Below are 22,398 nucleotides of genomic sequence, written 5' to 3' on the forward strand. Positions count from 1 at the left end.
ACCATTTGCCGGAATATAGCCGCCAAAATATTAGGCCTGAGAATGTTCCTGAAAGAACTTAAATAAAGAAGGCCAAATTAATTGGGTTTCCCATAAGTAAGCATGCGACAGCCGTCACCGCAAAACCTAATCCTATTGGCAGGATCGGATGTTCGAAACGCGTGCGCCTGGCGAGAAAATAAACGGGACTTAAAAACAGTAGGCAGGTATAAATAATTATCCCGCCATAAACTATAATTATTTTGCCCCAGCTTAACAGGTTTTCTATATCTTTTCCGCCCATTATGGGGGTCTTAGAAATATAAAAATTCCATATATAAACAGGCAGAAGGCAGCAAAGGATATAAAATAGAGGCGTCAGTAAAAAGGCCCTTAGAGGCCGCCTGGCCGGAGCCTCGGGCAAACCCTATTTCTTCTTTTTCCCGTAAAGTTCCAACCGATGATCGACGAGTTCATAGCCGAGCTTTTCTGCAATCCTGTGCTGTAGCTTTTCAATCTCTTCATCCATGAACTCAATCACTTCGCCGGAGGAGACATCAATCAGATGATCATGATGGTCGGCGTCAGCGGTTTCGTAGCGTGCGCGGCCATCGCGGAAATCATGGGTTTCGATAATATTGGCATCGGCAAAGAGGCGTACGGTCCGGTAAACGGTCGCGAGCGAAATATTCGGATCCTTATCCGAGGCGCGGGCGTAAAGCTCTTCGGCGTCAGGATGGTCATCTGCATCAGACAGAACCTGCGCGATGATACGGCGCTGATCCGTCATCCGGAGCCCGCGTTCTGCACATTTTTTTTCAATCCAATTTGGCATGATTTGGGTTTACTACCCATATCCTCCGCCGTCCAGAGGCTTATAGGGATTTTGAAAAGGTAATCGACGCGACCCGCCCGGCAGGCGTGCGGTAATATCGAGGCCTCCGTCCTACCGCCTGATAACCGCAGGCTTTATAGAGAGATTTTGCGCTGTCATTTAACTCTGACACGTCCAAGAAAAGTGTCTGCACCTCTTGTTCACGCAAGATGGTTTCTGCCTGGGACAGGAGCTGCTTCGCCAACCCTTTCCGGCGGTGCTCGGGGTGAGTCGCTATGGTTAGGATATCGGCTTGGTCGCCCCCAATTTGCACCAGAATAAAGGCAGAGAGCGGGTCGCCGAGGCCAAGACACAAGTCTTTGTCTATATGAAGGCGCATTTCTGCTGGCGGCCATCCGGCGGAGAAAGACTTTCGGTGTATTGTGGACATGGCGGGCGCATCGGAAGGCCCAAGATAACGTATCATTGCGCGGCGGAGGGCGGGGTGACGCCGCCGGGCAGTTTTGCATCCGGCCCCCGCGAATAAAGCGGCAAAGCGGGCGCGCTCTGAGGCGTTTCATGTTGAGCGAGCCACGCTAAAATAACGGTAGAAATCGGTTGATCCCGCATAACCCTGTCCGGAGTCAGCGCGTCTATCAGGGTCTCGGCTTCGTCGACTTTTTGAGTAACGGGCGGAATTTCAAGTCTTCCATTTTTCCACGCGGCCCAACAGAGTTCGCCGCGCCGCACATCCGCGACGCTGACGATTAATTTTCTTTTTTCGGGATCGGCTTGTCGCGCCCAAATTTCTAAAGACGACAACCCAATAACCGGGAGCTTTCGCGGCAAGGCAAAGCCTTTGGCAAAAGACAGCGCCACGCGTTGTCCGGTGAAACTACCGGGACCTGTGCAAACCCCGACACGCGAAACGTCAGAAATATTGCGTCCGGCGTGATAAATCATGTCTTTGACAAGAGGCGCGAGGCGTTCGGCGTGGCCGCGTCCGATCGGTTCAGAGGCGTGCGCGATAATGCGCCCTTCATCCACCAGGGCCGCAGAGCAGGCCTTGCCTGTCGTATCCAGCCCCAGAGTCAGCAATTAGATTGCCTGTTCAACGCGGGTCACTTCGGGGACATAATGTTTCAGCAGGTTTTCGATCCCGCTTTTGAGCGTCATGGTCGAGCTGGGACAGCCGGCACAAGCGCCGCGCATCTCCAGATAGACAGACCCGTCATCATCGTCGAAATGGCGAAACACAATATCGCCGCCATCCTGCGCTACGGCAGGGCGAACGCGAAGCTCGATCAATTCCTTGATTTGCTCGACGATTTCCAGCGTTTCGCCTTCATAGACGCGGTCTTCGGCTTCGGACTCCTGAATTTGTTCCAGAAGCGGTTTGCCGCCAGCGACATAAAAATCCATAATTGCGCCGAGAACGGCGGGTTTCAGGTGCTTCCACTGCGCGTCGTCAACCCGGGTGACAGAGACATAATCTGTGCCGAAAAACACTCGCTCAACATCCGGTATCATGAACAGCATTTCAGCCAGAGGCGCGCGCGATATATCTTCGCCGCGGGCGAATTCGAGCATCTTGCCCTCGCTGCCGACAACATCCCGTCCGGGCAGGAATTTCAGGGTCGCTGGATTGGGCGTATCTTCGGTCTGTATAAACATAGCCTCTATGTGGCCCTTTGTCCGTGTCTGTTCAAGACGCATTGACGCCGCACGCGCAAATTTGCATGAGTTAATACATGTTAAATCCCGCCCGATTATTGGCCGTCCCGGCGCTTTCGGCCCTTTTACTGGCCCCGCTCTCGGGATGCGCTGGATTGGATACACGGCTACCAAGTATAGCTGCCGCTGATTTAAAGGCTGAAAAACAGGCCCAAGAAAAATTAGCCCTCACGGAATGGGACGAAATGGCAGGCCGTCTGATACGGGTCGGACGACCCATCTTGCTCGCAAATCAGGGCCTCTGTCCTAAAACCGGGCCGAATATTGGCGTGTTCACCCATGAGGAGGAAAATTATGAGAAACGCCTTCGCGGCGGTGCGCGGCGGGAATTAGGCGTCGGTGAGGACACCGAAATATTCCACATTGCGCCGGACAGTCCTGCGGCGAAAATTGGTTTGAAGCGGGGCGACATCATTCGCAACGCTGATGGTGATGACCTCGATATGCGTGATATTCAAAAAGCGCTCGAAGACAAAAAGAGGCTGACCTTAGACCGCGGTGAAGACAAGCTTCCGCTCCGCGTCACTCCGGACATGGCTTGCGCCTATCGCTTGCGCTTGAAACAGAGCTCAGACGTCAATGCCTATGCCGACGGCCGTAATATTACGGTTACGACCGGCATGATGACATTCGTTGAAAATGACGAGGAATTAGCTTTGATTGTCGGGCATGAACTGGCTCATAATACGATGGGACATATCCGAAAGATTATTGGTAATTTTATCCTTTCGGGCTTTGCCACCCGCTATACCCGTCCGTTTGAATCCGAAGCTGATTATGTGGGTCTCTATTATTCCCGCCGGGCCGGATATGGTGTTGACGGTGTCGAAGATTTCTGGAGGCGCTTGGCCAAAACGGAACCGCGACATGTCGGACGCGCTAAAACCCACCCAACTTTCCCGGATCGGTACCTCCGCTTGGCGGCGGCGCGAGCTGAAATAAAGGCCAAGGAAGAGGCAGGCGAGCCGCTCGTTCCCAATTTCAAAACGTCTGACTCCAAATCCGGAAACGCATCGTGATCCGACCGGTTCTCACCGCAATTTTGGCGATTGGGCTTTTAGCCTGCTCCGCCCCGAGCGCTGAGGGCGGGCCCGATGCGGACGAAGAAGATGTAAAGTCTCTCGTGCCGGATCTCCCGACAGAGCGTTCAGTGGCAGGGAACTTTGAAACCGTACTCGCCGAATATCGCCAAATGAATGATCGGCTAGACCGGGTGAGTGCGCCGCTACGTTCGGCCAATGCGTCTCTCTGCGCGGAGACGTTCCGAGACCCGGGGTTTCGAACGCACACCCTTGAGGACTATCCAGAGCAGATGCGCGGCGCGGCGCAGGCTTTAATGGGGGTGGAGCCAAATGCTATTTATGTAAGGAGCGTGCGCCGCGATTCTCCTGCTGAAAAAGCGGACATTCAAACCGGCGACCGCATTTTGCGATTGGGCGGCCAAGGCATTCCTGGCGGGCGGACAATGACCCAGTTCTACGACGCATTGTCACGCGGGGCCTTTGACGGCGCCGAGAGCAAAATAACGTTGCGGACTCCGGCGGGTCATGACTATGAAACCAGTTTACAGCCCCAAACGGCCTGTGACTATCAGACCACCGTATTTTATTCGCAAGACATAAACGGGTATACCGATGGGCGCGAGGTTTACGTCACGTCGGAATTGATGCGAAATGTACCGGATGACGTAAACCTGGCCCTCATCGTCGCGCATGAAATGGCCCATGCGATAGCAGGGCATTTAAATGAGGCGCCCACCAGAGATTTGGAATTGGAAGCAGATCGTATGGCGCTCGTCCTGATGGACCGGGCAGGATATGACATCGAAACCGCAATTGCTTATTGGGCAGATGCTGCCCATCCGCACCGCAGCCTTCAGGACGATTCAGACAGCCATCCCACAATTATAGAGCGCTATGAGAATTTCAGACAAGAACAGGCCCGCATCAGAGAACTGAAACGGGCCGATCAGGTTTTAGAATTTAATTAGTTGTAAATTCCGGGTCTAATGGCCGGACCCGTGGTCCATACCGTCTTTCATGTCCATTTCTTCGCTAGGCTCGCCAAGTGGAACTGTAAGCATCATTGGTTCGGCCGATTCATATTTCAGCGTAACAGAGACGTCTTCGACGCCTTCCGGGATATTCGCCCCGAACATCATCAAATGGTAACTGCCGGGCTCAAAGCTGACAGTTTCTCCGGCAGGCAGATCAACACCGTCAATCCGGCGCATCTTCATCACGCCGTCTTCCATGGTGTGCGTGTGGATTTCTACATTTTCGCTGATATTGCTTTCTGCGGAAATAAGTCTGTCAGCCTCACCTGAATTTGAAAGATCAAAATAAGCGGCGGCGACGTCCCGTCCTGGAAGCGGCGGCCGGATAAAGGCATCGCTAACCTCAATTCCAGTTTCCGTATTATGTGAGGCGGCGCTGTGATCAGCATTTGTATGGTCTGTTTCAGCGTGGTCGGACGCATTTTCGCACGCCGCCAAGGTGAAGGTTGAAACAGCGATAACAGACGCCGATAGAATTAAATGCTTCATTTTTTAAGCTCCAGTAAATCCGATGATACGCCGCACATCGGCGACAATCGGATCGGCAATTTCAGAGGCCCTATCGGCCGCATTTGATAAAATTCGATCCAGCTCATCCGGCGCGGCCAGATAGCGGTTCATTAACTCCGTGATTGGGGCAAGGGTTTCTACGGCCAAATCGGCCAGAGCCGGTTTAAACGTGCCAAACCCCTGTCCGGCATACTCTTTGACAATGTCAGCGTCTTTGCGCTCCGACAATGCGGCATAAATGCCAACCAGGTTTTTAACCTCGGGCCGGTCTTCCATTTCCTCCATGGTTTCCGGCATCAGGCCGCCGTCAGTTTTGGCCTTTCGGATTTTTTTTGAAATCATATCGGCACTATCCGTCAGGTTAATACGGGAATTATCCGACGGGTCAGATTTGGACATCTTTGATGTGCCGTCGCGCAGGCTCATCACTCGGGCACCAGCGCCTTTGATGAGGGGTTTCGGGAGCGGAAAGAAATTTACGTCGAAATCATGGTTGAATTTTGCCGCAATATCCCGCGAAAGTTCCAGATGTTGTTTTTGGTCTTCGCCTACAGGTACATGCGTCCCCTTAAAGGCCAAAATATCAGCGGCCTGCAGAACGGGATAAGTATATAAGCCAACAGACGCCTTCTCGGCATTTTTCCCAGCTTTATCTTTGAATTGTGTCATCCGGTTGACCCAGCCCGTCCGCGCGACACAATTAAAATACCACGCCAGTTCGGTATGGGCCCGAACCGCAGACTGATTGTAAACAATCGCTTTTTTCGGATCGACGCCAGAGGCGAGGAAAGCCGCCGCGATTTCTCGGGTCTGTTTGGATAGCTGCTTAGGATCTTGCCAGACGGTGATCGCATGAAGGTCAACAATTGTATAAATACATTCCATCTCGTCCTGAAGGTCGACGAACTTTTTGAGTGCGCCGAGATAATTCCCAAGATGCAAAGCGCCGGAAGGCTGAACGCCGGAAAAGACCCTGTCGGGCCCCTGATAAGAGGTTTGGTCTGTCACAATTTATCCTTATGCACTCTTGCGGGAAAACGCGTCGCGAATATCACTGACCCCGAAAGCCCGCAATACCATAGCGGCAATAATATAAAACATCCCGCCCGCGCCGCAAATAATGGCGAGCAGAACAAGATCCATGAATAATCCAAAATTCTCAAAATCCGGGAGGAAGGGCAAAGATAGCCAGAGTCCTATACCCATCAACGCGCTCGCCAATGCGATGCGCGGCAGACGGGAGAGCAAGCGTTCATCCGGGTCCAGATGAGTGTTTTTAAAAAGCGAGCGGGACAGGCAGAAAACATTTACCCAAGCCGCAATAGACGTCGCAAGCGCCAGGCCCTCAAATCCGATGCGGTGGAATAAAATAAGGCCTAAAACGATATTCACGATGGCTGAAATTGCGGCGTAGACCATAGGCGCTTTGGTGTTTTCCCGGGCAAAAAAGGCGGGCGTCAGAACTTTTATCAACACGAAAGCCGGAAGGCCTAACGCGAAATAACGTAGAGCTTTCGCGACCTGAAAGGTTGTCTCCGGCACAAATTCCCCGCGTTGATATAATCCGGCAATTAAAACTTCTGGTATGACAAAAAGTGCGACTGCCGCAGGCAGGGTTAGGAAAGCCGCGATTTCTATCCCCCGGTTGAAGGAGTTTCTCGCGCCGATTTCATCGCCTGCGCGAAGACGGCGCGACAGGGCCGGAAGGAGGGCGACACCCATGGCAATCCCGATCATGCCGAGGGGCAGTTGATAAAGTCGATCCGCGTAAGTTAGCCAGCTTGCGGCACTGTCTCGAAAGGTCGCAATGGTGTGAGAGACTAATAGATTAATTTGGGTAATACCGGCCGAAAGGAGACCTGGCACCCCTAAAACCACAAGGCGTTTAACGCCCGGTGTCAAGCGCGGGCGGCGCAGGCCGATTTTAACGCCGGCTTTTCGGCATGCCCAGAGAACGGCGCTCATCTGGGCGATTCCCGAGAGGGTCACGGCGACGGCGAGGCCCATTCCTAAACCCGGTTTCCCGACCCCTAAAAATGGGAGACCCATCAAAGCGCTAATCATAAATATATTCAGAATAATCGGAACGGCAGCAGCGACTCCAAAAAGGTTCCGCGTATTCAATATTCCGGAGAACAGCGCCGCCATCGACATAAACAGAAGATAAGGCATCGTAATCCAAGCATAGGTTACTGCCAGGTAGTACGGCTCAATTCCGTCAGCGCGGGGTGATTTATCCAGCCCGCCGCCGATTATATTGAGCGACCACGGCATGGTTAGCTCAAACAGAATGACGAGAGCGGCGACGGTTACAAAAAGCGCGGCCAGCGTCTCGGATGCGAATTCGTCCGCGGCGGCCTCGCTCTCTTGCTCAATGCGTTTGGCGTAAAGAGGAACAAAAGCCGCATTAAACGCGCCTTCAGCAAACATGCGGCGAAATACGTTGGGCAATTTGAAGGCGGTAAAAAATGCATCACTGACGGCGCCCGCCCCGAGAAACCCGGCAATGAGAATATCCCGTGCCAGGCCCAAGAGGCGGCTGACCAAAGTCAGCGAGGCAATAATAGCCGTGGATTTTAAAAGGCGCTGTTCTTTCATCGCGTCTTCGTCTCTAGCTAAGCCGCTTGGGAAATCTGCGGCGATAAAAGGTCGGTGATTTGTTCTTTCAGTGTTTTTCTTACGGCTTTTGGCAGGGCACAGTTTCTAGCGCGCCCATCAATGGTGCCGGGGAGGCAGAGATAAAATGCATCAATCGCGCGGGTCCCGACCACTTCAATGTGAGCCGAGAGCACTTCCAGCTCGTTATCTCGGAAAATCGACGCAATATCAGAGAGCAGGCCGGGGCGGTCGCGGCCTTCGATTTCTAAAATCGTCACATCACCGGAATCATTTCTAACAAATTTGACGCGTGGTTTGACGGGAATGGCCCCTGCCCGGCGGGAGGTAATGGGTTTTGGTATGACCATGTCTTTCACATCTCCCAGAGCGGCCCTCTGCGCGCGTTTTCTGAGTGTTTCCAGTGCGTGCTGGCTCTGACGACCAAAAGCGAGCTTTTCCGTATTTTGTAGATAGAAAACATTGAAAACCTGACCTTTTTCACCTGTATGTAGCCTTGCCCCGGCAATGGTGGCGCCGCAGCTTGAAATGGCTTTGGTCAAATCGGCGAAGAGGCCCGAACGGTTTCGTGTCAGAACCCATAATTCTGTAATATCGCGGTTGCGCGTAAGCCGCGTTTGCACCGCTGTGTCGACTTTGTCTTGGGAGATTTGATTGAAAAAGCGCGCATGACGAATCATATCGGCCATGTCAAAATTTAGCCAATAGTTTTGGGTGAGTTCATCCAGCCTGTCGAAAATTCGGGCGTTCTTTTCGGGAGTCAGTTTTTCGCTAAGCTGCTCTCGCGCGGCATTAGCCTTGGCCGCGGGGGCCAAATGCTCCCGCCCTTCGAGATAGTCGACCGTCGCCGAATAGAGCCCGCGCAGCAAAACGCCTTTCCAGTCATTCCAGATGCCCGGCCCGACAGACCGGATATCAACAACAGTAAGCGCAAATAAAAGGTTGAGCCGCTCTTTAGAGCCGACCAGCCGGGCGAACTCTGCAATGGTGTCGGGGTCGGAAATATCACGCCTCTGGGCGGTTTCGCTCATATCTAAATGACGCCGGATGAGCCAGGCCACCGTATCCGTGACATTTTTATTCATTCCGAGACGACGGCAAGCACGCCGTCCTAACTGTGCGCCCTCAATACATTGGTCGCCTTGGCCCTTGCCCGTATCGTGCAAAAGGCAGGTTAGATACATTATGAGGCGCTGCTCCTTCGTGAATTTGGCGGCGACGGCAGAAACAATGGGCAAATCTTCCTTAAGGCGTTCGTCCTCCAGGTTGTCAAAATTATCTACCAATCTCAGTGTGTGTTCGTCGACTGTATAAGAGTGATGCATGTTGAATTGTGTCCGGGCGACGATGCCGCCAAACTCCAACAGATACCGCCCGAGCACACCTGCCTCATTCATGATTTTTAGGGTCGCGTAAGGGGCTTTCGCGCCCAGTAAAATCTTTTTAAAGATACGTGCATTTTCCGGATCGCGGCGAAACTCCGTATCGATAATATTCCGGCGAAAATCTATCGCGGAAAAGGCATCGGGATGAATATCCAAATTTCGACGCCCCGCTGTTTCAAATAATTGCAGAATGATTGACGGATCATGACGGATTTGCAGAGGGTCTGCAAAGTTCAGCCGCCCATAATCAATCCGCAAATTATCATTTTTTAAATTTCGCCTGGAGCGCGGCAGGAGCGCTTCCAATCCTGAGGGCAGGCGCAAGGCTTTTTCTTCTTCCAATTTAGCGCAGGCAATTCGGGTGAGCGCGCCAACCTCTTTGGCGTTGGTGAAATATTCCCGCATGAATTTTTCTACGGCAATTTCAATCGGGCCCGAAGCATAGCCCATCTTGCGGGCGAGCTCGGTTTGTTTGTCAAAACTCAGGGTTTCTGTCGGGCGGCCGGAAATGAAATGTAGCCAAATACGGGCGCGCCAGAGAAAGTCTGCGGCGTGCTGAAACCGCGTCGCTGCCTGTTCATCAAACAGACCTAATTCGACATAGCTGTCGGCGAGTTGAGGGTCCGTGATGCGGTTTTCTTTATCCAGAAAGCGGGCGATCCAGTAAAGGACATGCAAATCCCGCAGCCCCCCTTTGCCTTCTTTGACATTGGGCTCAATGACGTATCGGGAGTTACCTTCTCGTTCGTGCCGGGCATCGCGCTCATTTAATTTTTCCGCAATATAGTTACGGCCTTTTCCGCGCGTCACGTCTTTACGGAATCTGGTATAAAGCGTGTCAGCCAGATCTTTGTCCCCGCGCAAAAACCGCAAATCCAAAAGCGCCGTCAAAATGGTTTGATCTTCTTTAGCAAGAGCAATGCACTGATCGACCGTTCGGCTTGCATGGCCGACTTTCAAACCCAAATCCCACAGCATATAGAGCATGAACTCGGTGACTTGTTCTGTATAGGCGGAGCCTTTTGTTTCTGCCGTGAGAAACAAAAGATCCACGTCACTTTCCGGCGCCATTTCAGCGCGGCCATATCCTCCGACAGCGCAAAGGGCGAGCCTTTCAGACGGGGTCGGGTTGGCCGCTGGAACTTCGTGCGTGAGCGTATATTCAAACAACCCCAAAATAACGGTGTCATGTATCGCGGCGATTAAGGACGCCGTTTCCAGCCCTCCAAGGCGTCCTTTAGAAAACAGCTCCTCTGCCCGGGCCATGCCGGTGGAAAGTGTCTGACGCAGTACTTCCAAGACTCGCGCCCGTTTTTCTTTTCCGCCTTCCTTAGCAATTTGGTCGAGGGCGGCGCGCAAATCGTCTCGGTTCAGCCCGCTATCAATGGCGATCGGTCTGTCGGGCAGAGAGAGTTTTGGAGCGCGGGCCATTAGGAAAGTTTCGCTTTCAAATCGTAAAGAAGGTCAAGCGCCTGGCGCGGCGACAGATCGTTCACATCCAGAGCGCTTAAGGCTTTTTCTATGTCGGATGGGGGCGGCGGCGCGCTCGGCGCAGGAGTGGCGGAGAAAAGGGGCAGGCCGCCCAAGAGCTCTGTATCTTTTGTCCCGGTATCTTTTTCAGACTCCAACCGGTGCAAAACTTCCTGAGCGCGCTGCGTCGCGGCGGCCGGAAGCCCGGCCAGACGCGCGACCTGCACACCATAAGATTTATCAGCCGCGCCGGGGCGAACGTCATGTAAAAAGACGAGCTCGCCTTCCCAGTCCTTCGCCCGCAAAGACGCATTCCCTGCGGCCTCAAGGTTTTCGGCCAGGTCCGTCAGCTCGTGATAATGCGTGGCGAATAAGGCGCGGGATTTATTGACGCTATGCAAGTGCTCCGTCGTCGCCCAAGCAATAGAGAGACCGTCAAATGTTGACGTCCCGCGTCCGATTTCATCCAAAATGACAAAGCTTCTTTGAGTAGCCTGGTTTAGAATAGCTGCAGTTTCGATCATTTCTGTCATAAAGGTTGATCGGCCTTTGGAGAGATCATCCGAGGCACCGACCCGTGAGAATAGAGCGTCTGCCACGCCGATGTGGGCCTGCGCCGCCGGGACAAACCCGCCGGCTTGCGCGAGAACAAACATAAGCGCGTTTTGCCGGAGATAGGTAGATTTACCCGCCATATTTGGCCCGGTTATCAGGGTTAGGCGATTGGCCGGATTAACTTGGCTCTGCTGGCCGTCTGCGTCCAACAGGCAGTCATTTGGGGTAAAATCCGCCGCGCCGGATTTCTGTAAGGCTTCGCGGACAACCGGGTGACGCCCGGAGGTGACATGAAAACAGAGGCTGTCATCCACGACCGGGCAGTTCGCGCCCGTCTCGACGGCCCACTCGGCCCAGCCGCTTTGTACATCAAGAACGGCAAGCGCATGGGCGCTGCGGCGGATGACATCTGCTAGGACGCGTGTTTTTGCGGCGAAAGCTTCAAACTCTTGAACCTCCAAAGCGCAAACTTTATCGGCCGCGCCCGAGATTTTTGCGTCTAGATCCGCCAGCTCCGTTGTGGTGAAGCGAATTCCGGACACTAAAGTCTGGCGATGAATGAACGGGCTGTCAGGGCCTATATTTAACATGGTGTCGGCATGTTTCGGAGAAACTTCGATGAAATAGCCGAGCACATTATTATGCTTGATTTTCAAGGTCGGGACGCCGGACTGTTTGGCATAATCCGCTTGCAAGCCGGCCACGATTTTCCGGCTGTCATCCCGAAGCGATTTTAGCTCATCAATGGCGGGCTGCCAGCCTTTGGCAATAAAGCCGCCGTCGCGGGCCTGCATGGGCACATCCGGGGAGAGGGCCTTGGCCAAATCGCGGCGAAGATTAGCGAGCTGATCTTTATCGCTTAGGCTTAAATCCTGTAAAACGCTTTCAAGATTTTCTGGCAGGACCAAATTCGACTGTTTGGCAAATTCCGCGCAAATGTTTTCTCCAAGACCTAGCGTGTCCTGAATAACCACTAAGTCCCGAGGCCCTCCTCGACCCAAACTTAATCGAGAGGCCGCTCTCGCCATATCGCCGCATTGCGCGAGAAGGTTTCGAAGCCGTTCTCTCAGAGTCGGTTGGTCGATAAAAAAAGTGACTGCCATTTGGCGGTTTTTTATCTCGGCGACATCAATCAAGGGCCGTGACAGCCTATCGGCGAGTTCCCGCGCGCCGGCGCCGGTTTTTGTCCGGTCGATGACAGAGAGGAGCGAGCCTTTGCGCGTGCCTTTTTGGGTACGATCAATTTCAAGACTGGCGCGTGTGGCCGGATCAATGGCCATAAAGCCGGCGGTAGAGCGGCGGGTTGGCGGCGAGAGCTGAACAGGGTTTCCGGCTTGCGTCAGCTCTAAATAATCCAGAAGTGCCCCAGCGGCAGAAATTTCAGCTTTTGAGAAGCTTCCAAATCCGTCGAGGCTTTCGACATGGAATTGCGCCTTAAGCTGTCTTTCTCCGGCGCGAGTATCAAATTTTGTTCCCGCTTGCGGCGTCAGGGAAACGCCGTCCAAGGGCAGGCCTGCCATGAAATCAGCATCTTGATAGAGGGATTCGGATAATAGCAGTTCTCTTGGGCGGAGCGCGGCTAATTCTGTTGGGACGCGCTCTTCGTTCATATCGGCGGTGCAGAAGAGTCCGTCGGAAATATCGGCCCAAGCGAGGGCAAAATCCCCGACATGTGTTTTCGAAAGCGCCGTGATTATGTTTCGTCCGCGCGTCTCAAGCAGATTGTCTTCGGACAAGGTGCCCGGCGTGACGAGTCGGACAACCTCGCGACGCACAACAGCTTTACTTCCGCGCTTCTTGGCCTCTTTCGGGTCCTCGGTTTGTTCGCAAACGGCGACGCGAAAGCCTTTTTTAATGAGCCGTTGCAGATAGGTTTCGGAGGAATGCACGGGCACGCCGCACATGGGAATATCATTGCCCGCATGTTTGCCGCGTTTGGTCAGCGCTATGTCGAGCGCGGCGGCGGCGCGCACCGCGTCATCAAAGAAAAGTTCGTAAAAATCGCCCATGCGGTAAAACAGCAAAGCCTCTGGCCCGACATCCGCCTTGATAGACAGAAACTGTGCCATCATGGGCGTGACTTTTGTCGCTTTATCTGTTGCTGTATTGGCGCTCATGACGGGCGGAAATTCGCGTATATCGGCGCGCGGCGCAAGCCCGATTACCTGTTATTTACGTCTCTATTTCTGAGTTCCGTATGCCTTTAGCCGCATTCGGCCCAAAGAAGAGCAAAATTAGCGCAAATACGATGGCTGGAATCCCCAATGCCGCAGAGAAGATAAAGAATAACTCAAACCCCATTTTCTCAGCCATTACTCCGGTAAACCCCGACAACGTTTTGCCAACCAAATTGAACATGGAAGAAAGAAATGCATATTGCGTTGCCGCGAATTTCAGATCGCAAAGAGATGAGAGATAGGCAATGAATATGGTCGCGGCAAACCCGGCAGCCAGGTTATCAGCCCCGACCGTGATAAACAGGTAAGCGGTCTTCGGGTCAGCGACTGTCGACAGCCAAGCAAAGGCCCCGTTCGTTATAACCATCAATATTGATCCGATTAACAGACACCGCATAAGGCCAAACTTGATGGAGATTGCTCCGGCTACAAACCCGCCAAAGATAACCGGCCAAGGACCAAAGAAGCTGGAGACCAACCCAACCTGAATTTCCGTATATCCGACAGATTGATACATGGGTTTGGCCATGGGGCCCATGGTTTTGTCACTGATGAGATAGGTGGCGACCAATAGAAAAACGAGCGGTGTCCACTTGCCGAGTCGTGTTAAAAAGCTGAAAAACGGTTTGACGATATATTCCACGCTAGCCTCTGCTATGGAGTCCATTTTACGGCGCATGTCACGGTGGGGTTCTTTGATAAAAAAGACAATGCAGCCATTGATAGCCATGACGCAGGCCATGAAAAAGTAAGCAAAATTCCAGCTCGTCAAGCCTGCTACGATATAGGACAGACCTGCGCCGATAATGGCGAGCCGATATCCTAGCACATAAGTAGCCGCCATATTGGTCTGACTATCCCCCGGCGCAGCCTCGATCCGCCATGCATCAATTGAAATATCCAGAGTTGCCCCGGACGTTGCCAAAACGACAGCGCCGAAAGCCAGAAATTTGACGGAGGTCCCAGGATCCGAGGAGGCAATAATCAACATGCCTGTGACCGTGCCGATAATAGCTGCGAGCATCCAAGAGCGCCGGTGGCCCATTGTTTTTGTCAAAAGCGGAATTTTCAAGTTGTCGACAAGGGGCGCCCACAGCACCTTCGCCGTGTAAGCAAGACCGATCCAAGCGAAGAACCCAATAACCCCGAGATCAACGCCTTCTTTTTTCATCCAAAAGGCAAGTTCCGAATAAATAAGCATGTAAGGCAGGCCCGACGCAAATCCGAGCGACATCATGCCGAGCATTTTCGGTTGCAGATAAGACAGGAAAACGTCGCGCCAGCTGCGCTTTGATTCGGTTATGCCTGCTGTGTCCATAGCGTGTCTTTGCCTATTTCCGGCAGAGGCGTCCAGTCTGTATTGGAAAGGAGAAAGGGACTGGAATTAAGCCGCGTCTTTTTCGGCCTTTTCCCCGGTCCAGTTTTTGACCATTTGAGTCAGTTCTTCGGCGCTGACGGGTTTCGTCATAAAGTCATTCATGCCGGAATCAAAACATGCATTCCGGTCATCATCAAACGCATTTGCTGTCAGGGCGATGATGGGCAGGCCTTTTGGTACATTTGGCAGGCTCCGGATTTTCCGGGTGGCCTCCAGACCGTCCATATTAGGCATCCGCATATCCATAAAAATGAGGTCGTAGCTTTGAGACTTCATTGCCTCGACAGCTAACGTCCCGTCTTCGACCGTCTCGACAACATGGCCTTCGGCCTCCAGCAAAGTGCGGGTAAGCAGAGCATTGATTGCATTGTCCTCGGCGAGCAGAATACGCTTCACGCCTCCAGAGAGCTCGCCAGTCTCAGCCGAGGGAGCTGATTGCGCCTCGGTTTCTGCAGTGGCAGGAGCGGTTTGTTGAGCGGGCGCATCTTCAACGCCGAGCGCTTTGGCAATGACTGCGTCACGCCAATTATTACCCAGAACGGCGCTATCGTCTTCTAATGGTAAGGCGCGACGTTCAAAGTCACGCTTTTCTTCTTCTGCAGGGGACTGTTGCGCCTGCACTTGTTGTGTCTGGTCTGGTGTATGTTCTGCAGAGACCGGGTCGGGACTTGCTTCTTGCTCTGGCGCATTCGAAGAAACAGACTGCGCATCATCTATCTGAGCTTGCTCAGGCGCGGTATCATTAATTTCGGAGGCAGTTTCGACATCCGCCTGAGGGGCGTTCGGTTCCTGAGACTGCGGTTCGAAGGAGGCTTCTGTTTCTAGCGTAGCTTCTGACGCCACGGGGTCGTAAGCCGTTTGCATATCATGCGACGCGGCAGACATGTCTTGTTGCGGCTCTTGTTGAGGCAGGGACTCATCTTCCGCCTGAATTTGATCCTGCGCTATGCCCAAACTGGAAGGCTGGGGCTGTTCAGATGAGCTTTGCGCCACAGGAGTTTCCACAGGCGGCGGCGCGTCTGACAGAATCGGCTGCGCGGCGCTGGCGTAAGACGTGACATTCCGCGCCAAAGCAAAAGCGGAGCCGTCCGGATGGCTTTGTTCTACCCAGTCATAAACTTGTTCCGTCTGGCCAGCTTCCTGAGCGGGCATGCGCGTTTCGAATCGATAAGGTACAGGATAGGCGCCCGGTTCGGTCGGTTGCGGCGCAGGCCAGCCTTGTAAAACATTGCCGGTCCAAGCTTCTACCGTTCCGCCGTAAAGTTGAAGAAACGCCGCATTAATGAATAGAATACGGCCTTGCGCGTCGCGCTTCATTACAGGGTCTGGCCAAAGCCAAAACTGCGCAGCAATTGATTCGTGAGATGACATATGCACCCTTCTTGCCCCAGAAATAGGAGTGATTTCCGGGAGAATGTGCCTGTTTAGTCTAAAAAATAGGTTACTAAATGAGGAAAAATAGTAAAATTTCTACGTAAAATAGCAAAACTATTAAGAATAATAAGGATTTTTGGAATTTCGAGACTTTTGCCCCAAATCAGCCGAGTGGGAGGCCGACCGAATCAATCCTTTACGGGCCCGGCGATGAGACAGACTCTCAGCAATATGCAGACGGTGAATTTGGTCTGACCCGGCCAAGTCGGCAAGAGTTCGAGCCACGCGCAAGACGCGGTGATAGCCCCGCGCGGTCAAACCAAGCGTTTCTGCTGCCTGAGTCAGTAATTTCCGCCCTTCGGCGTCCGGTTGCGCCACATGATCCAGCCTGTCTTGCGGTAATTCAGTATTTGTCAGACCGCCATTGCGGTCAATTTGAATGCGCCGGGCGCGGGCGACGCGTTCGGCCACCTCTTTTGTTCCCTCAGGAGACGGCGGTAGCGCGAGATCCGCCGGGGTGACGGCGGGTACATCTATTTGAATATCCATCCGGTCCATAAAGGGGCCGGATATGCGGGCCTGATAATCGGCCGCGCAGCGAAGCCCGCGCCGACAAGCGACGCCGTCCGCGCCTCCGGTTCCGCAACGGCACGGATTCATGGCGGCGATTAGCTGAAAGCGCGCAGGGTATCGGACATGGGCATTGACTCGGGCGACCGAGATTTCTCCGGTCTCCAAGGGCTGTCGAAGGCTGTCCAGGACTGTCGGGGTAAATTCGGGAAGCTCGTCTAAAAACAAGACGCCCCGATGGGCGAGCGAAGCTTCGCCAGGCTTGGCTTTATTTCCGCCCCCGACCATAGCCGCCATAGAGGCGCTGTGATGGGGCGCGCGGTAAGGCCGCGCGCGGGAAAGCTGCCCCCGGTCTAAGAGTCCCGCCACGGAATGCACCATGGAAACATCCAAAAGTTCATTGGCGGTCAGCGGGGGTAAAAGCCCGGGCAAGCGCGCGGCGAGCATGGATTTACCTGAGCCGGGCGGCCCGACCATGAGGAGGTTGTGCCCGCCCGCCGCCGCGACTTCGAGCGCGCGTTTCGCGGTTTCCTGTCCGCGGACGTCGCGCAGATCGACGCCTGATTCCGGCTCAAGCATCTCACCCGGTTCTGGCCGCGAGAGAACTTGGGTGCCTTTGAAATGGTTCATGATCTGCACAAGAGTTTGCGGCGCAAGAAGGGGAAGGTCCCCCGCCCAAGCGGCCTCTGCTCCATTAGGCTCAGGGCAAATCAGTCCGAAATCATGGGAGTTTGCCATGACCGCCGCCGGAAGCGCGCCGGGCACAGGCGCAATTGTGCCGTCTAGGGCAAGCTCTCCAATGGCCACAAAGTCTTCTATCGTATCGGCGGGAATAGCGCCGATCGCGGCCATGAGGCCCAGCGCGATAGGGAGGTCGTAATGCGCGCCCTCTTTGGGGAGGTCGGCCGGAGCGAGATTAATAATGACGCGCTTTCCCGGCAAAAACAGACCGAGAGAGGCAAAGGCGGCGCGCACGCGTTCACGCGATTCCGCAACCGCCTTGTCTGCAAGCCCAACAATATTGAAGATGGGGCGGGAGGCAGACGAAACCTGAACTTGCACATCGACGCGGCGCGCCTCTGCGCCTTCGAAAGCCACTGTTTGAATTCTTGCCACCATGACGCGCCCTTTCCTTGCTTTGAAGTAAGCAGAACAAAAAGAACAAATCCAGAACTTATTTGGTCAGTCCAGAGGCGGGAGGAGAGACGCTAGGCGAGCCCGACGCATCGCAAAGCGCGGAACTTCTCGGCGCCATGCGGGAAAATAAGGGGCTGCTCAGCGTGACGGAGCGGATCGCGCATCCGGTAACCTTGGGAGGACCGATCCAGAATGACCGCCCAGTGAGACCGACCATTTGGTAAGTAGAACTGAACTAGGGGATAATATCCATCTATAATACATTGATTGATTAAACCGGCATCGACCGTTTTATAATATCTCGCTTTAGCCTGACCGTCAGTCACTTTACGAATGCCGTCCCAGATAAGCCAGCCGCGGGGGGTGAAACTATCTGCGCGGGTCAAACGTTTATTTAGGTCGGAGGGGTCGGTCTTAAAACCAAGATTGACCAAAGCCATACTTGTTGCGGTAACGAGACAGCCGTCCGCGCCTAAGGTCCCATCAGAATGACCAAGTTGTTCATGGGCCCACCGCCGATCTTTTTGGTAAAACGCGACCCGGTCAGGCAAAGCGGTTTGGTTGTTAATTTGAGGGCGCACCGATTGTCCGGGGGACACAGTTTTTGGCGTCGTCCCACAGGCCGTCAGCATCAGGGCCAAAAGACCAATATAAATCCATCTCAACATCCGCCTGTTTTAGGCGGCAAGATTTAAAAGAGTGTTAGGAGAAAGCACGCAACACAGAATAAATGTGCAGGCTTAGTCCACACACAAACCGGGTTGAATTTTTCCGGCCACGACTTCTGAATAGCATCCGAAAGGATTGTCCGTTTTCTGGCATTGCCCGCTGACCGCGCCTGTATCTCCGGCATTGACGTCTGCGACGCATTTCCCCTGACAATTGGAACTGTCAATACAGATATTTCCGCCGTCGGAATAAGTCATCGTGCACCGCTCCGCGCCGATTATTCCGGCGCGCTCGACGAAGCCGCCTTGAGAAACGCACATTGCGCGGTCTTCGGCGCTGAGGGTTCGGTCATTATTTGGCGTTGTAGTTGGCGGTAACGGTTCAGACGGAGTCTGAGTCGGATCCTGAGGTTGGGCCGAGAGACTGGTGAGCGTATAAAGGTTGTGCAGACGACCGCCATTATGACTTATGCGGGACATAGATTTGCGCACATCTAGTTCAATGAGAATTTGGCGGCCCGTATCAAACAGATAAACGGATTTGCTGTCATGTCCGATTTGCTTAAACTTAAACCTCTGGCCGGACTGGCTACGTTCAATCCAGCTTTTCGCGTCCTGTTTTTCAAAAGCTCCGCCCTGATAGGTGGCCCGAGTTAGCGTGTCAGGATTTGGTGACTTGCTCGGGCTTTTGGGGGCAGGGACTTTCTTGCCAGGCGGGCTGTAGTTTGGAGGCGGTATGCGCTCAACGGGACTTCCGTTCATTTCTTGGGCCGCTGTCATGATAGCGTCTATTTTGGTGACGCGGTAGAGCTGCGCCATAGGATGGCCGGGCCACTCACCCGAAATCGTCTTACCGTTCAGGTCAATCAGAAGTTCAACCCGCCCGGTCGAATTCACCACACGCAATGTGTTCTTACTATAAGATTTCGTCTCGAAGGAATATCGCTTGGCCCCTCGAAAATCATACTCTGTCCAGACGTCAAAATTATCCAGATCTTGTACCAACTTTCCGCCGACAAAGTGGATAGTGTGAATCGGTACGCGGGGCGCTTCAACTTCGACTGCCGCTTGCGCCGGCGCAGAGGTAAGAGCGGCGCTAAAGACGAGAAAGAGACCGGCAAAGAGAGCCGCTAAGGCTCGTCTTCCCGCCTGCCCGCAGAAGGCCGTCGGTTTAAATATCTGTTTGGCGGGTAAGCTATACATAAGGCAAACCTTCACTTTCGAGGAGGGATTGAATGTGTCGGTCTCTCCGGTTTCTGTCAAGACAGGCTGTAATGACGGTTAGGGCCACTTCGTCTGTTCTTAGGCAGGAGATACACCAGAAATTACCGTCGTTTTAACCGACCCTTTACCCTCAGCCTTCACAATCTCTTAAGATTAAAGGACGCTTCGATTATGACACCACCCCCTTCCGCCGCCGCCCAAAACGAGATGGCATATGATCCCGAGATGGTTCATGCCATGATGGCGGAGCTGGAAGCGGCGCAAATTGGCCCGTTTCAGCGCGCGGCCAAAGCGCTGATCCTGATCGCTCTTTCCGGGTTCATCGTGCTTTCCGTTCTCAGCTATAATCCTTTTGATAGCACTATGGATACGGCGGGTATTGGCAGTACAACAAACTGGCTCGGCGCGCCGGGCGCAAGTTTCGCCAATTGGGCCATGCAGTTTTTGGGGCTGGGTTCTGTCATTGCCGGTCTATTGACGCTGTTCACAGGCATAAGGGCCCTCATCCGGCCCCGACCCTATCTCAATCGTCTGGACAGACTGCGCCGTTTCAGCCTTTGGGCGGGTACCATTATCTTTGGTACGGCCACCGTGGCCGCTTTCCCCATTCCGCAGGATTGGCCGATGGCGACTGGGCTTGGCGGATGGATTGGCGATATTATCTTTCTCAACCTTCGCGGAATGCTCGAGCCGTTCAATATTCCGTTCACCCCTGCAATTATCGCTTCGTTGACTTTTGTTTTAGCCGTCTTCTGTTTGGGACGGTTCATGCGGATTGTTGCTAAAGACCTGGTCGACGTCATGGACGCAGCAGGGCTCGTCTGGGCTTACGTCCGAATCTGGCTGGATAACACTGCCGCTTTCCTTGCGCGGGTTTTTCGAAAACTGTTTAAAACAGCCTATGTTGATGATTTGGCTCAGCCGGCCGGAACAACTGACCTCTTCCGGGATGTGCCAGATACGCCTCCGTCTGCGCCGACTCCGAAACCAACACCCGTGGTGGAGCCTCAATATGTAGCTCCAGCGACTGTGCCGGCCCCAAAAAAGAAAAAGACAAAAAAGAAGAAAGTGGCGCCGCCTCAGCCTCAGTTCAATTTCCCGGAAGGGTCAGAATTTGTCCTGCCGGGCCTTGATTTGTTGAAAACGCCGCCGCCGCGCGCCGCCATCCACGATAAGGCCGCTTTGGAAAAAGCCGCAGAGCATTTGCATCAGGTCATGGGTGAATATGGCATAGAAGGCGAAATGGGTGCGGTGCGCCCGGGCCCCGTCGTGACCCTGTTTGAATTCGAACCTGCCCCCGGCGTGAAAAGCCAGCGGGTTATCAATTTGGCCGATGATATTGCGCGAAACATGTCTGCCAAATCCGCCCGTATCGCGGTCGTCCCAGGCCGAAATGCGATGGGCGTCGAAATGCCGAATAAGCGGCGCGAAACTGTTTGGTTAAAGAACATGCTCGCCTCGGATATCTTCGTAAATAGCGAAGCAACCCTGCCGCTGATAATGGGCGAAGATATTGGCGGAGAGCCATTCGTGGCTGACTTGGCAAAGATGCCGCATTTATTGGTGGCGGGTACGACAGGTTCCGGTAAGTCCGTTGCCGTGAACTCCATGATTCTCTCGCTGATGTACACGCTGACGCCGGATCAGTGTAAATTCATCATGATTGATCCGAAAATGCTGGAATTATCCGTTTATGATGGTGCGCCTCATTTGCTGGCCCCTGTAGTGACAGAACCGAAAAAGGCGGTGGTCGCACTGAAATGGACGGTACGTGAGATGGAAGATCGTTACCGGAAAATGTCCAAAGTCGGCGTCCGAAACATGGCGGGCTTCAATGAAAAAGTTGCCGAGTTCAAAGCCAGCGGCGAGACTCTCAAGAAAACGACGATGACGGGCTATAATAAAGAAACTGGCGAGCCGGAATACGAGGTTGAAGAGCTCGAATTCGAACCCATGCCTTATATCGTTGTGGTCATTGATGAGATGGCGGATTTAATGATGGTCGCAAAGAAAGAAATTGAAGGCTCCGTCCAACGCTTGGCACAAATGGCGCGGGCGGCAGGTATTCATATGATTACCGCGACGCAGCGTCCGTCCGTGGACGTAATTACCGGGACCATCAAGGCCAACTTCCCAACCCGCGTGTCTTTTCGTGTCGGTTCTAAAATCGACAGCCGGACTATCCTTGGCGAGCAGGGGGCGGAGCAGCTCCTGGGGAACGGGGATATGCTCTATATGGGAACCGGACGCCCGCGGCGTTACCACGGACCATTTGTTTCCGACGGAGAGGTCGAAAAGATTGCGAAATTCGTCAAAGCGCAGGGCGCGCCGAGTTATCTGGAAGATATCACCACGGAACGCGACGAAGACTCCGATGTGTCAGGCGGAAACAGCGGATCCGGCAATACGGATGAGGAAGGGTCACTCTTTGATCAGGCCGTGGCGATTGTTGCGCGCGACCGCAAGGCCTCTACGAGTTATATCCAGCGCAAACTGTCTATCGGTTATAACCGCGCCGCTGATTTGATTGAGAGGATGGAAGGCGAGGGGATGATTAGCGAAGCGGCTTCGGGTGGAAAACGTGAAGTCTTCCTTCCAGAAGAAGAGCCGTTTTAGACCTCGATACTTCTTTCTTCCAAACACGGCGATAGTTACAAGAGAGAGCGATCTACATTGCGGTCCATGCCGAATTACGACTTCGGAGAGGATTAAACTAAACACTTTCCCCAAGCGGACGGCGGCGTTAAACCC

At 53.6% G+C, this 22,398-nt stretch carries 18 protein-coding genes; 3 read left to right on the plus strand and 15 right to left on the minus strand.

What is annotated here, in order from left to right:
* Window positions 1–58: 58 nt before the first annotated feature.
* The 5 genes from ACNA05_RS11780 to ACNA05_RS11800 all read right to left on the minus strand — a co-directional run bounded on the left by ACNA05_RS11780 (window position 59) and on the right by ACNA05_RS11800 (window position 2,467).
* Complete coding sequence (locus tag ACNA05_RS11780; protein WP_415811695.1) at window positions 59–283, minus strand: hypothetical protein; 225 nt, start codon at window positions 281–283, stop codon at window positions 59–61.
* 123 nt (window positions 284–406) lie between these two features.
* The gene (locus tag ACNA05_RS11785) at window positions 407–814 is read right to left on the minus strand and encodes a Fur family transcriptional regulator (RefSeq protein ID WP_415811696.1); all 408 of its coding nucleotides are present in this window, start codon (window positions 812–814) and stop codon (window positions 407–409) included.
* A 40-nt stretch (window positions 815–854) separates the two neighbouring features.
* Complete coding sequence (locus tag ACNA05_RS11790; protein ID WP_415811697.1) at window positions 855–1,244, minus strand: GNAT family N-acetyltransferase; 390 nt, start codon at window positions 1,242–1,244, stop codon at window positions 855–857.
* Window positions 1,245–1,276: 32 nt separating this feature from the next.
* Window positions 1,277–1,891, minus strand: a complete 615-nt coding sequence (tsaB, locus tag ACNA05_RS11795; RefSeq protein ID WP_415811698.1) for a tRNA (adenosine(37)-N6)-threonylcarbamoyltransferase complex dimerization subunit type 1 TsaB — start codon at window positions 1,889–1,891, stop codon at window positions 1,277–1,279.
* Window positions 1,892–2,467 (minus strand): NifU family protein, encoded by a 576-nt coding sequence (locus ACNA05_RS11800; RefSeq protein WP_415811699.1) that lies wholly within the window; start codon window positions 2,465–2,467, stop codon window positions 1,892–1,894. It lies immediately after the preceding gene.
* 77 nt (window positions 2,468–2,544) lie between these two features.
* Between ACNA05_RS11800 and ACNA05_RS11805 the strand changes: the two genes are divergently transcribed.
* Both ACNA05_RS11805 and ACNA05_RS11810 read left to right on the plus strand, forming a co-directional pair.
* Window positions 2,545–3,546, plus strand: a complete 1,002-nt coding sequence (locus tag ACNA05_RS11805) for a M48 family metalloprotease (RefSeq protein WP_415811700.1) — start codon at window positions 2,545–2,547, stop codon at window positions 3,544–3,546.
* Complete coding sequence (locus ACNA05_RS11810; protein WP_415811701.1) at window positions 3,543–4,517, plus strand: M48 family metalloprotease; 975 nt, start codon at window positions 3,543–3,545, stop codon at window positions 4,515–4,517. The genes ACNA05_RS11805 and ACNA05_RS11810 overlap by 4 nt, the downstream gene beginning before the upstream one ends.
* Window positions 4,518–4,532: 15 nt before the next feature.
* On the opposite strand, the gene ACNA05_RS11815 is transcribed toward ACNA05_RS11810, so the two are convergent.
* From ACNA05_RS11815 to ACNA05_RS11860, 10 genes are all read right to left on the minus strand, one after another.
* On the minus strand, window positions 4,533–5,072 hold the full coding sequence (locus ACNA05_RS11815) for a copper chaperone PCu(A)C (RefSeq protein WP_415811702.1): 540 nt from the start codon (window positions 5,070–5,072) through the stop codon (window positions 4,533–4,535).
* A 3-nt stretch (window positions 5,073–5,075) separates the two neighbouring features.
* Complete coding sequence (gene trpS, locus ACNA05_RS11820) at window positions 5,076–6,101, minus strand: tryptophan--tRNA ligase (RefSeq protein WP_415811703.1); 1,026 nt, start codon at window positions 6,099–6,101, stop codon at window positions 5,076–5,078.
* A 9-nt stretch (window positions 6,102–6,110) separates the two neighbouring features.
* Entirely contained in the window at window positions 6,111–7,691 is a 1,581-nt protein-coding gene (gene murJ, locus ACNA05_RS11825) for a murein biosynthesis integral membrane protein MurJ (RefSeq protein WP_415811704.1), read from the minus strand.
* Window positions 7,692–7,708: 17 nt separating this feature from the next.
* A complete protein-coding gene (locus ACNA05_RS11830; protein WP_415811705.1) occupies window positions 7,709–10,525 on the minus strand; it encodes a [protein-PII] uridylyltransferase in 2,817 nt (938 codons plus the stop codon).
* The gene (gene mutS, locus ACNA05_RS11835; protein ID WP_415811706.1) at window positions 10,525–13,236 is read right to left on the minus strand and encodes a DNA mismatch repair protein MutS; all 2,712 of its coding nucleotides are present in this window, start codon (window positions 13,234–13,236) and stop codon (window positions 10,525–10,527) included. The genes ACNA05_RS11830 and mutS overlap by 1 nt, the downstream gene beginning before the upstream one ends.
* A gap of 55 nt (window positions 13,237–13,291) precedes the next feature.
* The gene (locus ACNA05_RS11840; RefSeq protein WP_415811707.1) at window positions 13,292–14,614 is read right to left on the minus strand and encodes an AmpG family muropeptide MFS transporter; all 1,323 of its coding nucleotides are present in this window, start codon (window positions 14,612–14,614) and stop codon (window positions 13,292–13,294) included.
* A 66-nt stretch (window positions 14,615–14,680) separates the two neighbouring features.
* The gene (locus ACNA05_RS11845) at window positions 14,681–16,045 is read right to left on the minus strand and encodes a response regulator (protein WP_415811708.1); all 1,365 of its coding nucleotides are present in this window, start codon (window positions 16,043–16,045) and stop codon (window positions 14,681–14,683) included.
* A gap of 120 nt (window positions 16,046–16,165) precedes the next feature.
* Complete coding sequence (locus ACNA05_RS11850) at window positions 16,166–17,737, minus strand: YifB family Mg chelatase-like AAA ATPase (RefSeq protein WP_415811709.1); 1,572 nt, start codon at window positions 17,735–17,737, stop codon at window positions 16,166–16,168.
* A gap of 89 nt (window positions 17,738–17,826) precedes the next feature.
* Complete coding sequence (locus ACNA05_RS11855; RefSeq protein WP_415811710.1) at window positions 17,827–18,423, minus strand: hypothetical protein; 597 nt, start codon at window positions 18,421–18,423, stop codon at window positions 17,827–17,829.
* Window positions 18,424–18,495: 72 nt separating this feature from the next.
* Window positions 18,496–19,626, minus strand: a complete 1,131-nt coding sequence (locus tag ACNA05_RS11860; RefSeq protein ID WP_415811711.1) for a hypothetical protein — start codon at window positions 19,624–19,626, stop codon at window positions 18,496–18,498.
* Between the two features lie 192 nt (window positions 19,627–19,818).
* Here ACNA05_RS11860 and ACNA05_RS11865 point away from each other — a divergent pair, with 192 nt between their 5' ends.
* Window positions 19,819–22,263 (plus strand): FtsK/SpoIIIE family DNA translocase, encoded by a 2,445-nt coding sequence (locus ACNA05_RS11865; protein ID WP_415811712.1) that lies wholly within the window; start codon window positions 19,819–19,821, stop codon window positions 22,261–22,263.
* Window positions 22,264–22,398 lie beyond the last annotated feature (135 nt).

This window comes from Litorimonas haliclonae (assembly GCF_965138505.1).
Classification (GTDB): domain Bacteria; phylum Pseudomonadota; class Alphaproteobacteria; order Caulobacterales; family Maricaulaceae; genus Litorimonas; species Litorimonas haliclonae.

What these genes read in the sequence shown, in the direction of transcription:
- ACNA05_RS11780 (WP_415811695.1), bottom strand. Translation starts at nt 283, where the DNA reads ATGGGCGGAAAAGATATAGAAAACCTGTTAAGCTGGGGCAAAATAATT.
- ACNA05_RS11785 (WP_415811696.1), bottom strand. Translation starts at nt 814, where the DNA reads ATGCCAAATTGGATTGAAAAAAAATGTGCAGAACGCGGGCTCCGGATG.
- ACNA05_RS11790 (WP_415811697.1), bottom strand. Translation starts at nt 1,244, where the DNA reads ATGTCCACAATACACCGAAAGTCTTTCTCCGCCGGATGGCCGCCAGCA.
- ACNA05_RS11800 (WP_415811699.1), bottom strand. Translation starts at nt 2,467, where the DNA reads ATGTTTATACAGACCGAAGATACGCCCAATCCAGCGACCCTGAAATTC.
- ACNA05_RS11805 (WP_415811700.1), top strand. Translation starts at nt 2,545, where the DNA reads ATGTTAAATCCCGCCCGATTATTGGCCGTCCCGGCGCTTTCGGCCCTT.
- ACNA05_RS11815 (WP_415811702.1), bottom strand. Translation starts at nt 5,072, where the DNA reads ATGAAGCATTTAATTCTATCGGCGTCTGTTATCGCTGTTTCAACCTTC.
- murJ (WP_415811704.1), bottom strand. Translation starts at nt 7,691, where the DNA reads ATGAAAGAACAGCGCCTTTTAAAATCCACGGCTATTATTGCCTCGCTG.
- ACNA05_RS11830 (WP_415811705.1), bottom strand. Translation starts at nt 10,525, where the DNA reads ATGGCCCGCGCTCCAAAACTCTCTCTGCCCGACAGACCGATCGCCATT.
- mutS (WP_415811706.1), bottom strand. Translation starts at nt 13,236, where the DNA reads ATGAGCGCCAATACAGCAACAGATAAAGCGACAAAAGTCACGCCCATG.
- ACNA05_RS11840 (WP_415811707.1), bottom strand. Translation starts at nt 14,614, where the DNA reads ATGGACACAGCAGGCATAACCGAATCAAAGCGCAGCTGGCGCGACGTT.
- ACNA05_RS11845 (WP_415811708.1), bottom strand. Translation starts at nt 16,045, where the DNA reads ATGTCATCTCACGAATCAATTGCTGCGCAGTTTTGGCTTTGGCCAGAC.
- ACNA05_RS11850 (WP_415811709.1), bottom strand. Translation starts at nt 17,737, where the DNA reads ATGGTGGCAAGAATTCAAACAGTGGCTTTCGAAGGCGCAGAGGCGCGC.
- ACNA05_RS11855 (WP_415811710.1), bottom strand. Translation starts at nt 18,423, where the DNA reads ATGTTGAGATGGATTTATATTGGTCTTTTGGCCCTGATGCTGACGGCC.
- ACNA05_RS11860 (WP_415811711.1), bottom strand. Translation starts at nt 19,626, where the DNA reads ATGTATAGCTTACCCGCCAAACAGATATTTAAACCGACGGCCTTCTGC.
- ACNA05_RS11865 (WP_415811712.1), top strand. Translation starts at nt 19,819, where the DNA reads ATGACACCACCCCCTTCCGCCGCCGCCCAAAACGAGATGGCATATGAT.